The organism is Accumulibacter sp. (assembly GCF_023806565.1).
In the GTDB taxonomy this organism is placed as follows: Bacteria; Pseudomonadota; Gammaproteobacteria; order Burkholderiales; family Rhodocyclaceae; genus Accumulibacter.
In genome coordinates this window covers 17,782-30,456 of sequence record NZ_JAMTDV010000048.1, presented here as the reverse complement: position 1 = coordinate 30,456, position 12,675 = coordinate 17,782, and the positions used below count along the sequence as shown (strand labels likewise).

At 62.4% G+C, this 12,675-nt stretch carries 14 protein-coding genes; 3 read left to right on the top strand and 11 right to left on the bottom strand.

Going from position 1 to position 12,675, the window contains the following annotated elements; all coding sequences use genetic code 11:
- Positions 1 to 60: 60 nt before the first annotated feature.
- The 11 genes from NFV80_RS05610 to NFV80_RS05560 form a co-directional block, all read right to left on the bottom strand.
- A complete protein-coding gene (locus NFV80_RS05610; protein WP_296758080.1) occupies positions 61 to 723 on the bottom strand; it encodes an MT-A70 family methyltransferase in 663 nt (220 codons plus the stop codon).
- An 83-nt stretch (positions 724 to 806) separates the two neighbouring features.
- Entirely contained in the window at positions 807 to 2,066 is a 1,260-nt protein-coding gene (murA, locus tag NFV80_RS05605) for a UDP-N-acetylglucosamine 1-carboxyvinyltransferase (protein ID WP_296758078.1), read from the bottom strand.
- Positions 2,059 to 2,304: a BolA family protein gene (locus NFV80_RS05600; RefSeq protein WP_295326942.1), complete on the bottom strand. Its 246-nt coding sequence runs from the start codon at positions 2,302 to 2,304 to the stop codon at positions 2,059 to 2,061. Before NFV80_RS05600 ends, murA begins: the two co-directional genes overlap by 8 nt.
- A gap of 2 nt (positions 2,305 to 2,306) precedes the next feature.
- Complete coding sequence (locus NFV80_RS05595; RefSeq protein ID WP_295326960.1) at positions 2,307 to 3,059, bottom strand: ABC transporter permease; 753 nt, start codon at positions 3,057 to 3,059, stop codon at positions 2,307 to 2,309.
- On the bottom strand, positions 3,059 to 3,976 hold the full coding sequence (locus tag NFV80_RS05590) for an ABC transporter ATP-binding protein (protein WP_295326940.1): 918 nt from the start codon (positions 3,974 to 3,976) through the stop codon (positions 3,059 to 3,061). The genes NFV80_RS05595 and NFV80_RS05590 overlap by 1 nt, the downstream gene beginning before the upstream one ends.
- A gap of 32 nt (positions 3,977 to 4,008) precedes the next feature.
- Positions 4,009 to 4,296, bottom strand: a complete 288-nt coding sequence (locus tag NFV80_RS05585; protein WP_295326938.1) for an STAS domain-containing protein — start codon at positions 4,294 to 4,296, stop codon at positions 4,009 to 4,011.
- A complete protein-coding gene (locus NFV80_RS05580; RefSeq protein WP_295326936.1) occupies positions 4,293 to 4,910 on the bottom strand; it encodes a phospholipid-binding protein MlaC in 618 nt (205 codons plus the stop codon). The genes NFV80_RS05585 and NFV80_RS05580 overlap by 4 nt, the downstream gene beginning before the upstream one ends.
- Before the next feature lie 51 nt (positions 4,911 to 4,961).
- Positions 4,962 to 5,639, bottom strand: coding sequence for a VacJ family lipoprotein (locus NFV80_RS05575; RefSeq protein ID WP_366143411.1), 678 nt, complete (start codon positions 5,637 to 5,639; stop codon positions 4,962 to 4,964).
- A gap of 63 nt (positions 5,640 to 5,702) precedes the next feature.
- Entirely contained in the window at positions 5,703 to 6,173 is a 471-nt protein-coding gene (mlaD, locus tag NFV80_RS05570; protein ID WP_295326933.1) for an outer membrane lipid asymmetry maintenance protein MlaD, read from the bottom strand.
- On the bottom strand, positions 6,173 to 6,952 hold the full coding sequence (gene mlaE, locus NFV80_RS05565; RefSeq protein WP_295326955.1) for a lipid asymmetry maintenance ABC transporter permease subunit MlaE: 780 nt from the start codon (positions 6,950 to 6,952) through the stop codon (positions 6,173 to 6,175). Before mlaE ends, mlaD begins: the two co-directional genes overlap by 1 nt.
- Before the next feature lie 16 nt (positions 6,953 to 6,968).
- Positions 6,969 to 7,787: an ABC transporter ATP-binding protein gene (locus NFV80_RS05560; RefSeq protein ID WP_296758074.1), complete on the bottom strand. Its 819-nt coding sequence runs from the start codon at positions 7,785 to 7,787 to the stop codon at positions 6,969 to 6,971.
- 334 nt (positions 7,788 to 8,121) lie between these two features.
- Between NFV80_RS05560 and NFV80_RS05555 the strand changes: the two genes are divergently transcribed.
- The 3 genes from NFV80_RS05555 to NFV80_RS05545 all read left to right on the top strand — a co-directional run bounded on the left by NFV80_RS05555 (position 8,122) and on the right by NFV80_RS05545 (position 12,637).
- Positions 8,122 to 9,489: an AAA family ATPase gene (locus NFV80_RS05555; RefSeq protein ID WP_295326930.1), complete on the top strand. Its 1,368-nt coding sequence runs from the start codon at positions 8,122 to 8,124 to the stop codon at positions 9,487 to 9,489.
- Between the two features lie 122 nt (positions 9,490 to 9,611).
- Positions 9,612 to 11,423 (top strand): pilus (MSHA type) biogenesis protein MshL, encoded by a 1,812-nt coding sequence (gene mshL, locus NFV80_RS05550; RefSeq protein WP_295326928.1) that lies wholly within the window; start codon positions 9,612 to 9,614, stop codon positions 11,421 to 11,423.
- A 191-nt stretch (positions 11,424 to 11,614) separates the two neighbouring features.
- Entirely contained in the window at positions 11,615 to 12,637 is a 1,023-nt protein-coding gene (locus NFV80_RS05545; protein ID WP_295326926.1) for a tetratricopeptide repeat protein, read from the top strand.
- The last annotated feature ends 38 nt before the right edge of the window (positions 12,638 to 12,675 follow it).

Below are 12,675 nucleotides of genomic sequence, written 5' to 3'. Positions count from 1 at the left end.
CGTCGAGGTTGGGCATGGAGTCTCCTGTCGATGGCTCGGGCGGGGCCGCGCAGGCAGCGATCAGCCCTTGGTCAGCAGGCAATCGGCGTCGCTTTCCGCCTGCGAGTGGTGGGCATAGGTCGGCCAGTCGGGGGAATATTCGTCGGCCTGGTTACCCCAGGTGGTCCAGCCGGCGCGTGAGCCGCGCGCGAACATTTCGAGAAAGGGTCCGGGCGAGCACGCTTCGATCAGTTCGTAGGCCTCATCGGGCTTGCGCGAATGCTCGCGCTTCCGGCTCTTCAGGATATTGACCTGGCGGCGACCGGGAGGCAGCGTGCGAGCGTTCCTGCCGCGCACGCCGAAGAGGATCAGCTCGGTCGTGTTGCGAAAATAGAAGCCGACGCCGCGCCCGTCCGGGCCGCCGTCCTTGCGAATCTTGTGCCACACGATGTTGCTCTTGTATTCGAAGCCCCAGGCCGCGAGGACGCGCAGCCCTTCCGGAAGCAGCGCGTTCGGCACCCACAGATAGAGGTGGGCGGTGTCTTCGACGATGCTGATCACCGGAAGAGCGAGAATGTCGTCCAGCGTCATCGTCGCGTAACGGTTCAGGCGCTTGTGTTCGGGCGCCATCTTTCCGGTGCGGTTCTGGAACTGCCAAGGTGGATCGGCGAGCACCGTGGCGAATTTCCGATCGCCGATCCGTCGCAGCAGGTCGCTGGTCGCCTCGGGAAAATGTTTCGTCATCTCTGTCGATCATCGAGGTAAAGGGAATTGCTGGTGCTGGAGACGAGGGTCGTGCAGCTGCCGCCGGCACCGCCCGTCCCTGTTCAGCGAACCCGCCGGACCTTCGCTCCGAGCTGGCCGAGCTTTTCCTCGATCCGTTCGTAACCGCGGTCGAGATGGTAGATGCGTTCGATCAGCGTCTCTCCCTGCGCGACCAGACCGGCGATGACCAGACTGGCCGAGGCGCGCAGGTCGGTAGCCATGACCGTGGCTCCCTGCAGTTGCTCGACGCCGGTGACCATCGCGTTGCTGGCGTCGATGCGGATGTCGGCACCGAGGCGGATCAGCTCGACCGCGTGCATGAAACGATTCTCGAAGATCGTCTCGCGTATCACCGCCGAGCCTTCGGCGACACAGTTGATCGCCATGAACTGTGCCTGCATGTCGGTCGGAAAAGCCGGGTAGGGCGAGGTGCGCACGCTGACCGCCTTGAGCCGTCGTGGTGCCTTGAGGCGAATCGCGTCGCGCTCGGTGACGATGTCGCAACCGGCGTCGAGCAGCTTGTCGATCACTGCGTCGAGGTAGGCGGCCGAAGTACCAGTCAGACGGACGTCGCCACGTGTCGCGGCGGCGGCGCACAGGTAGGTGCCGGTCTCGATGCGGTCGGCCATGATCGGGTGCGTTGCCCCGTGCAGGCGGTCGACGCCACGGATGCGAATCCTGTCGGTACCCGCGCCGGAGATCTGCGCGCCCATCGCGATCAGGCAGGTGGCGAGGTCGACCACCTCAGGCTCGCGAGCCGCGTTTTCGATGATCGTCTCCCCGTCGGCGAGTACGGCCGCCATCATCAGGTTCTCGGTACCGGTGACGGTCACCATGTCGGTGACGATCCTTGCGCCCCGGAGGCCGCCGGCGCCAGCCGTGGCATGGATGTAGCCGTGCTCGACGCGAATCTCGGCGCCCATCGCCTGCAGACCATGGATGTGCTGTTCGACCGGACGTGCGCCGATCGCGCAGCCTCCCGGCAGTGACACCCTGGCCTCCCCGTGACGCGCCAGCAAGGGGCCGAGCACCAGGATCGAGGCGCGCATCGTTTTGACCATGTCGTACGGCGCGAGCGGATTGTCGAGACCGTGGCTGTCGAGGACGACGCCATCGTCGCCCGTACGCGCGACTTCAACGCCCATCTGCTCGATCAGGCGCAGCATCGTAGACACGTCGCGCAGGCGCGGCAGGTTGGTGAGATGCAGCGGATCCGATGACAGCAGGCTGGCGCAGAGAATCGGCAGCGCCGCATTCTTGGCGCCGGAAATGGCGATTTCCCCAAGGAGCGGTGTGCCGCCCTGGATCAGCAGCTTATCCACGCATCGCTCTCCACTCGTCCGGGGTCTGCGTCTTCATCGACAGGGCATGCAGCTCGCCACTGTCGAAATGTCGGCGCAGCATCTCGTTGACGCGCTGCTGCCGCTGCACGCGGCTCTTGCCGGCAAATTCCGTGCTGACGATCAGCGCTTCGAAATGCTGTCCATCGCCGGTGACCTGCAGATGTTCGCAGGTCAGGGCCTGGGCGATGATTTTCTGGACTTGCTCCGGCTGCATCATGTTCAGGACCTCAGTTTGTAACCGCTTCGGAGCAGCGCCAGCGTCACCGCCGAGACCAGCAGGAAGCTGGTGCCGACGACCGCCAGACTGCTTTCCGGCGGCACGTCCGAGACGCCGAAAAAGCCGAAACGAAAGCCGTCGATCATATAGAAGACGGGATTGAAACGCGACACCTGCTGCCAGAATTCAGGCAGCGAGTGGATCGAATAGAAAACGCCGGAGAGCATCGTCAGCGGCATCACCAGAAAGTTCTGGAAAGCCGCCAACTGGTCGAACTTGTCCGCCCAGATGCCGGCAATCATTCCCAGCGCGCCCATGATCCCGCCACCGAGGACGATGAACAGCAGAACCCAGAGCGGCGCGACGACGGTCGGCAATGCGAACCAGATGGTCACCAGCAGAACTCCCAGGGCCACCATCAATCCGCGCAGCACCGCCGCCAGCACGTAGGCGAGGAAGAATTCGACGTAGGAAATGGGTGGCAAGAGGACGAAGACGACGCTACCCGTCACCTTCGACTGGATCAGGCTGGAAGAGCTGTTGGCAAAGGCGTTCTGCAGCGCCGACATCATGATCAGGCCGGGGATGAGGAACGCGCCGTAAGGAACCCCGTGCACCTGCGCGTGCGCTTCGAGCACGTGCGAAAAGATCATCAGATACAGCATGGCGGTCAATACCGGTGCCGCAACCGTCTGAAAACTGACTTTCCAGAAACGCAGCACTTCCTTGAAGAGCAGGGTGCGGAAACCGACCATCATGGCGCCGCTTCCGTCCCGCTACTCTGCATCACGTCGAGGAAAACGTCCTCGAGGTCGGTCTGCGTCAGACGCAGGTCGTCGATGACGCAGCCCGCCTCGCGCAGCGCCGCCAGCAGCGGCTCGATCTCGCGCTGGCTACCCAGGGGAAAGGTCCAAGTGCCGTCGCTTTCGCTGCCGCGTGCGCGCAGTGCTGAGGGCATTGTGGCCGGGTTCGCGAGGCGCAGGTTCAGCGCTTGTCCGGCGAAACGCGCCAGCAGATTGCTGGTCGAATCCAGCGCCACCACGCGCCCCTGCTTGAGCATCGCGATTCTTCCGCACAACGACTCGGCCTCCTCGAGATAATGCGTGGTCAGGATCACCGTGTGCCCGTTTCGGTTGAGGCGCCGGACAAATTGCCACAACCCCTGCCGCAGTTCGACGTCGACCCCGGCGGTAGGTTCGTCGAGAACGATCACCGGCGGCTTGTGCACCAGCGCCTGGGCAACGAGCACGCGACGCTTCATGCCGCCCGACAAGCGGCGCATGTTGGTGTCGGCCTTGGCGGTCAGGTCGAGGTTGGCGAGGATTTCGTCAATCCATTCCTCGTTGTTGCGGATGCCGAAATAGCCGGACTGGATACGCAGCGTTTCTCGTACGGAAAAGAACGGGTCGAAGACCAACTCCTGCGGTACGACGCCAAGGAGGCGTCGCGCCGCCCGGTAGTCGCCGACCACGTCATGACCCAATACTGCGAGTTTTCCGGCGTCGGGACGAGCGAGGCCGGCGAGGCAGGAGATCAGGGTGGTCTTGCCGGCGCCGTTGGGTCCCAACAGCCCAAAGAACTCGCCCTCGGCGATTTGCAGCGACACTCCGTCGAGCGCTCGCAGCGAGCCAAAGCGCTTCTCGACGCGATCAATCGCTACCGCCACGCGCATTTTTTCGACCGATGAGGAAACCCATCTACCGCTCAGGCGAGCGGCAGCAGTTCAACCACGCCGTAAAGTGTGGCCAGGCTGATCAGATTTGCCGGCGGATGAGCGATGCGCAGGGAGATCCCGCGCTCGCCGGCCGTGCGCAGCCAGGCAAGGAGAACGCTGAGGGCTGACGAATCCACTTCGGCGACTTGCGAAAGATCGACCTCCACAGCAGACGCGTGCGTACGCAGGACTTCCTGTCCCGCCTCGAGCTGCCTGCGCGCATTGGCGATGATCATCGGCGCGATGACGCGCAGGCCGCCATCCCCCTGCTCGATCATTTCTTGCCGGATTCGAGCTGCTTGTTCCGGTTGGCGAGCATCGTGATCAATCCCTCGATACCGTTGTTGCTCACTTCCTGCTTGAAGGTGTCTCGGTAATTGGTCACCAGGCTGACGCCGGCGACGATCACGTCATAGACCTTCCAGCTCTCGCCCTGCTTTTCCAGCGAGTAATCCAGTTGCACCGGCTTGTTTCCCGGCTGCACGATTTCCGTCTTGACGACTGCCTCCGTGTCGCCGGCGGTTACCTTGCTCGGCTTGTATACGACCGTCTGATTCTTGTAAGAGGTCAGCGCGTTCGAATAGGTGCGTACGAGCAGGGTCTTGAATTCCTCGGACAGACGCTTCTTCTGTTCCGGGCTCGCCTTTTTCCAGTCCACTCCCATCGCCAGCGCGGTCATTCGCTGAAAGTTGAAATAGGGCAGGACCTTGGTTTCGACCAGATCGATCGCCTTGCGAGTGTTGCCCCCCTGGATGTCCTTGTCCTGACGAACGACGGTCAATACGTCCTCGGTGACCTGACGGACCATGGCATCCGGTGCCAATTCCTGCGCCAGGGCGGGACTTCCCAGCACGACCAGCAGAGCAAACAGCAGCGAAAGCAGAGACTTCATCGGCACTTCCTAAAAATTGGGAACTTTTTCGCGACGCCGCGGCTGCGCAGCCTAGCGCACGGGCTCATCGTCAGATACTTCGTACGGCACCTCGCCATCGAAAATCTCGCTCCGGCGATGCTGCAGGTAGGCGTCCCGGATGTAGTCATACTTGTCGAAAGCCGCTTCCTCGACGACCTTGTCCGAAGGGAGCAGGCTCGCTCGCCGATCGATGTATTGGGTCGCCACGAGACTGTTGCGCCAGGCGACGTTGTCGAGGCGCCAGACCGGATCGAAATACACATCGACCATCCAGCCTACCGTGTCGCGCGTCGTGCGTGGGCCGATGATCGGCCAGTAGAAGTAGGGCCCGTCACCGACTCCCCACCTGCCGAGGGTCTGGCCAAAGTCCTCGGCATGCTTGGTCAGGCCCATTTCGGCTGCAACGTCGAAAGCACCTCCGATACCGGCCGTGGAATTGATCAGTACCCGGCCAACGTCGGAAATCGCCTGTTCACCCTTGCCCTGCAGCAGATTGTTTACGGCTGTCCAGACGTCCCAGATATTGCCGAAGAAGTTGCCGATGAGGACCTTGACGGGGAGCGGGGCCGCCGTGTCGTAGCCCTGCGCGACCGGCTTGACGACCACATCGAGGCCTTCGTTGACAGCGAACATGGCCCGATTGAATCCCTCGAACGGATCCTTGGGATTCTTCGCGGTGGTCGTGCAGCCGGTGGCCGCAGAAACCACAAGCGCGAAGGCCAGGCAAGATAACGAGTGTGAAAGGGATGGCTTCACTGATTTTCCTTTGTCCTATTTTTCGTTCGGCCCTTCGGACGCCTTGTTGAACATGAACTGGCTGATCAGCTTTTCCAGGACCACTGCCGACTGCGTCTTGGCGATCACGTCGCCATTCTTGAGCATCTTTTCGTCGCCGCCCGGGTCGAGGCCGATATATTGCTCGCCGAGCAAGCCGGCGGTCAGGATCAGGGCAAAGGTATCTTTCGGGAAACGGTAGCGTGCGTCAACGGTGAACGTTACCACTGCCTCGTACGTTTCCGGGTCGAAACGGATCTCGGCCACGCGACCGACGACCACGCCCGCGCTCTTCACCGGTGCGCGCACTTTCAGTCCACCGATGTTAACAAACTTGGCGGTCAGTGAGTAAGTCTCGGAAAAGTTCGCCGCGGAAAGATTGCCGACTTTGAGTGCGAGAAAAAGCACTGCGGCCAAGCCCAGGGCAACGAAAAAACCGACCCAAAGGTCGAGCAATTTGCGACTCATCAAGCCTCCCGGAACATGAACGAGGTCAGCACGAAATCGAGCGCCAGGATCGCCAGGGCCGACTTGACGACGGTACCCTTGATCGAACTCGACACGCCTTCGGCAGTGGGTTGTGCATCGTAACCCTCAAAAACGGCAATCAGGGAAACGGCGATGCCGAAGACAAAACTCTTGACGATGCCGCTCCAGATATCGTAACGAAAATCGACCGAAGCCTGCATTTGCGACCAGAATGCCCCGTCGTCCACGCCGATGAAGACGACCCCGATCAGGTAGCCGCCGAACACTCCGGTGGCGGAAAAAAGCGCTGCCAGCAAAGGCATCGAGATCACGCCACCCCAGAAACGCGGCGCCACGACGCGGGCGATCGGATTGACCGCCATCATGTCCATGGCGGTAAGTTGCTCGGTTGCTTTCATCAAGCCGATTTCGGCCGTGATCGACGAGCCGGCACGCGAGGCGAAGAGCAGCGCGGCTACCACCGGCCCAAGTTCCCGCACCAGCGACAGAGCAACCAGAATTCCCAGTGCATCGGCCGAGCCGTAGCGCTGCAGCGTCTCGTATCCCTGCATGCCGAGCACCATGCCGATGAACAGGCCCGAGACCATGATGATCAGCAGCGACTGGAATCCCGAGAAATAGATTTCGCGGACCGTCAGGTGCAGGCGACGGAAGGACTGCCCCGAGTGACGCAGCAGCACGAGGAAGAAGCGCGAGGCAAAACCCAGTCGCTGCAGCGCGTCGTTGACGCGGTGCCCCAGGCCGGCAATCGCGGTCATGATCGAAGTACGCTGGCTAGGAGAATTCACTTCGGCCCGCTCCGAGCAATTCCCGGGCAAGAGGTTCCGCGGGGTAGTGGAAAGGTACCGGTCCGTCCGCCTCGGCGAATACGAACTGATGGACGAAGGGATGCCGCGAAGCCCGGATCTCGTCCGGTGTGCCAAGCGCGACGACCTTTCCTTCCGACATGAAATAGATGAAGTCGACGATCAGCAAGGACTCCTGGATGTCGTGCGTGACCATGATCGTCGTCGCACCGAGTGCGTCGTTGAGCTGCCGGATCAACTGGCCGATGACGCCCAGTGATATGGGATCGAGACCGGCGAAGGGCTCATCATACATGATCAGCATCGGGTCCAGCGCGATCGCTCGGGCCAATGCTACCCGCCGCGCCATCCCGCCGGAAAGTTCTGCGGGCATCAGGTGATGCGCGCCGCGCAGGCCCACGGCATTGAGCTTGAGCAACACCATGTCGCGTATCAGTTCTTCGGGGAGATCGGTATGTTCGCGCATCTGGTAGGCGACGTTATCGAACACCGAGATGTCGGTGAACAGCGCACCGAACTGGAAGAGCATGCCCATGCGCCGGCGCAGCGCGTAAAGTTCGTCGTCCTTCAGACTTGGCACCGACTGACCATCGACGACGACGTCCCCGCGGGTCGGCCGGAGCTGTCCGCCGATCAGCCGCAGCAGCGTCGTCTTGCCGCAGCCCGAACCGCCCATGATGGCGACGACCTTTCCGCGCGGAATCGCCAGGCTGATCCCGTCGAGGATCGGTCGATCCTCATAGGCAAAATCCAGGTTCCTGATTTCGACCAGATTGTCGGCAGACACAGCAACTTTCCAGGACAAAAAGAGCACGAATTATACCCGACGGGCACCGCGCCTCGACGTGATTTACTTGGCGTTAATATAATTGTGGAATAATGTCCGGGCCGCCTCATTTTCCTGACCAGACCAAGCTTTGCATGCTCGCCAGTTCAGCCACATCGCCGCCCGCGAAGCCTCCCCTGATCGTTGACGGCAAGCTGCCGTCGGGATCCGGTGCGAACGAACGAGGCATCGTGGATGCAGTTGCGCCACGACTGACGCACGACAGCGCCAACCAGGCCTGCGAGCAGCGGACGACGCGCTGTCATGGCGCGCAAGCGTCCGGGCGGGGCCCATAATGTACCTCGACCACTTTGGATTGCGGCAGGCGCCTTTTCGCATCACGCCGCACACCGAGTTCTTTTTTGCCGGTGCCGATCGCGGCGCCATGCTCGATGCGCTGATTTATGCGATCACCCACGACGAAGGCATCGTCAAGGTCAGCGGCGAGGTTGGCAGTGGCAAGACAATGCTTTGCCGGATGCTGCTCGAAAGGCTTCCGGACCACGTCGAGACGGTCTATCTCGCCAACCCGATGCTGTCCCAGGACGAGATTCTCTTCGCGATCGCCGCCGACCTGCATGTTTCTCTCCCGGAAGGAAGCCGTCACTCGCTGTTGCGCTCGCTGCAGGAACGGCTGCTCGAAATCTACGCGGCCGGCCGGCAGGTCGTCGTCCTCATCGACGAAGCGCACGCCATGCCACTGGAAGCGCTCGAGGAAATTCGCCTGCTCTCCAACCTCGAATCCAGTTGCCACAAGCTGCTGCAGATCGTCCTCTTTGGCCAGCCGGAACTCGACCAGCGCCTGCGCGATACGGCCATGCGCCAACTCAAGGAGCGCATCACCCACCATTTCAGACTGCTGCCGCTGCAACGCAACGACATTGCCGTTTACCTGATGTTCCGCCTGCGCGCTGCCGGTTACCGCGGTCCGGATCTATTCAGCGGAGGTGCCATCCGCCTGATCAGCAAGGTTTCGGAGGGGCTTACCCGACGCATCAATATCCTTGCCGACAAGGCGCTGCTTGCCGCTTTTTCCGAGGGTGCGCACCAGATCGCCGGCCGACAGGTACGGGCTGCGATACGCGACGCTCAATTTTCGCGTATCGATCGTCGTCTGCGCGGCGGCTGGCAATGGGTGGCCGTCACCATCGTCTGCGCGATTGCCGGGCTAGCGTACCTCGCTGGCGACTACCCTGCAGCGATTTCTCCTGTAGCCGAAGGCGGTAGCGCAGCGGCTGGCGAGGTGCTGTCACCGGATCCCTCGGCGTCGGCCGTGCCTGGCACCGCAGGTTCGCCGACCACCCGCGGGGCGCTCGGTAGCGAGTCGCGCGGGCCCCTGTGGGAGCGTATCGCGGCAACCCAGGAATGGTTGAAAAAGACCCCGGACAACCACTACTTCATTCAATTACTCGTTACAGATGGCCGCAGCCAGAGAGAAGTGGTGGATTTCATTGCACGTAACGCAAAGACGCTTGATCCACGCCAAGTCCGGGTCTATCGCACGCAAGTGGGCGGCGGCGACCGGCTGGGAGTCATCTATGGCGATTACGCCTCGCGTGACGAGGCGAACGCGGCACTGGCGACGCTTGGCGACCTGATACCGGCCGGCAGGCCTTACGTTCGGGCGGTTGCCAAACTGCGCTCGCTGCGAGACCCGGCCTGAATTCGATGCTGGCTGGTTAGGCAATTAAAATCATGTAGTTGAATCGATCGGCTGACGTGGTATGATAAATTTGCTACTTGACTTGGTCAGGCTCGGGCGTGTCCTTGCGAACTCTGCGACACTTGCGCATTCTTAGCTTCATTCTCACTGTGCCGTTGCTCGACGCCTGTACGCCGAGCACGCTCAGCACTGGGCCGTCGGCCGGGCATCTGCGGGCTGACAGCGTGCTCGCTACACCGGGTACGATCCCCCAGCCCGTGCAGCAAACCGTTTCGCTTCCTCGTCCGCGGGCCGGCGGCAAGACCGAAACCTACAGTGTGGTCGTGAACAACGTGCCGGTGCACGACCTGTTGTTTGCCCTTGCCCGGGACGCGAAGCTCAACGTCGACATTTATCCGGGGCTCAATGGCCTGGTGACGCTCAATGCGATCGATCAGACGCTGCCGCAATTGCTTGCGCGTATCGCCAAGCAGGTCGATATGCGCTTCGAACTCGACGGACCCAACCTCGCGGTAATGCCCGATACGCCTTATCTCAAGAACTACCGGGTCGATTACGTCAACATTGTCCGTGACGTTACCGGCGTCGTTTCCACCAGCACCCAGATATCGACCAGCTCGCTGGCGACCGGCGCAGGTGGCGTCGCCGGCACAGGGAACACGTCGCGTATCCAGATCGAGAACAAGTCCAAGAACAATTTCTGGGAAACCCTCGAGCAGAACCTGAAAGCGCTGCTGCACGAAACCGACAAGATCTTTCCCGAGGGCACGACCGAAACCGTCACCGAACAGGCTGGCTCGCAGACGACGACCGGTACGGGTGCTCCTGCTCCCAAGATCGCCGCGGCGCGCGGTAGCCAGATCGTGCCGTCACTGGCCGCCAGTCCGAATCCGGTTGCCATGCAGAACACCGGCTCGTCGGTCGTCAAACGCATGACCTTCCGCGAAGCGGCGTCGGTGATTGCCAATCCGGAAGGCGGCGTCATCAGCGTTCGGGCGACGGCCCGGCAACATGAGAAGGTGCAGGAGTTTCTCGATCGGGTGATGCATGGCGCGCGTCGGCAGGTGTTGATCGAAGCGACGATCATCGAGGTTACGCTGGGCGACGGTTACCAACAGGGGATCGAGTGGAGTCGACTCACCAGCGGCACCGAGTACAGCGTCAGCAAACCGGCGGTGACCAGCAACGTTCCCAGCGCGGTAACGCCATACGTGATCAAGTACCGCAGCATCAACCCGGCGAATCTGGCGGCCACCGTGGAATTGCTGCGCGACTTCGGCGCCGTCAAGGTCCTTTCCAGTCCCAAACTGGCGGTGCTCAACAACCAGACGGCAACGCTCAAGGTCTCCGAGGATTTCGTATATTTCAACGTCAAGCAGGACGTCGTTCCTGGCAACACCAACACCAACTCCACGGTGACCACGACGACGACGCCGCAATCGGTTTCGATCGGCTTCTTCATGAGCCTGACGCCGCAGATCAGTGACAACGGCAGCGTTACCCTGAGCGTTCGACCATCGATCTCCAGTATCGTCGAGTTGAAGCCCGATCCCAACCCGGCGCTGGCGGCGAGCAACATCAGGAACTTGGTGCCGCAGATACGCATGCGCGAGATCGAGTCCATGTTGCGCGTCGAAAGTGGCGACATCGCCGTTCTTGGCGGGCTGATGGAAGACCGTCTGGACAATCGCGATGGTCGCTTGCCGCTGCTCGGCGACATCCCCTTGATCGGCGAGATCTTCAACACGCGATCGAACTCCTCGGCAAGGTCCGAACTGGTGGTATTGCTGCGCCCGACGGTGCTCAAGGACGCATCGATCGACGGTGATTTCAGCAGCTTCCGGGAATTCCTGCCGGGCAAGAACTTCTTCCGCAGCGATCAGGTCTTCCGACCATTCTCGCTTCCCGAACAGCCGCCGGAGCCGCTGCGGTGAGCCTGTTGATGGACGCCTTGCGGCGCGCGGAGGAGGCCAAGCGGCAGGCTGGCCCGGTGGGCGATTCTGCAGCTTCTCTGCTTGAATTGAGCCTCGACCCTCTGGACACGCCAGCGCCTGCGCCGAGTCGGGCGCCGTCAACGGCCGCTGCGCAGTCGTCGGCTGTCCACGCCGAACCCCCGGCGAACGCCATGCCACCGCCGCCGCGCGACCGACAGGTGGAGCCAGTGGCGGGGGTTGGCGCCGATGGCAGCCAGACCAGCCAACGACGAGCGGCCAAGAACGTCTTCGCAGTGAAACGGGCCGCGGCCTCGCGCCGGTCCCCGTGGCCCTTGTTTTTCGTGGCGGGCGGAGCGCTGCTGGCTATCGGTGGCTATTTCTGGTGGCAGTTGCAAAGTGTCTCGGTTCGCTCGCTGGCCAGTCCGGTCTCGCCAACGGCCGGCCCCACCGTTACCCTGCCGCCGGCAGGCCCTGTGCAGTCAGGTGTTCCGGCGCAGGTGAAAGAAGCTCCACCGCCCGCGGTCGAGCCGCCGCGATCGCTGCCAGTGCCGCCGCCCGCGTCCCCTCCGGAACGCGTTCGCCGCGACCTCGCCGGCATTCCGGCCGGGGAGACCGCGGGAGTCTTCCGGGCGGGCAGCAACCGGGCCCGGCAGGATCAGACCCTGAATCTTGCCTACGAATCCTGGCAGCTCGGCAAGCCGGACGAAGCGCGTCGTGGCTACGAGCAGGTACTGCGCGGCGATCCGCGGAATGCCGATGCCCTTCTCGGGCTGGCCGCGATTGCCGCCAGCCAGGGACAGTTCGATCGCGCCCTCGACTATTATTTGCGGGTGCTGGAGGTCGATCCCACCGATGCCACCGCGCAGGCGGCGCTGATCAGCCTGCGCGGACCGGGGGATTCGGCGTCGTCCGAAAGTCGTCTGAAGACGCTGCTCGCCAGTCAGCCGGATGTGTCCGCGCTGCATTTCGCGTTGGGTAACCTGTACGCTCGGCGGGGCCACTGGAACGACGCGCAGCAGGCCTATTTCCAGGCCTACGTGCTGGACCCCGACAACGCCGACTACATTTTCAACGTCGCTGTCAGCCTCGATCACCTGCGCCAGAACAAGCTGGCCGCACAGTACTACCGGATGGCGCTCGCCGCCGCCGAAACGGGGCGCGGCGCGTTCGACAGAAACGCAGCAGCGAAGCGCATTCTGGAGTTGCAGCCTTGATTTCACAGAGGTGCGACGACCTGGCCCGGTGATGCCGG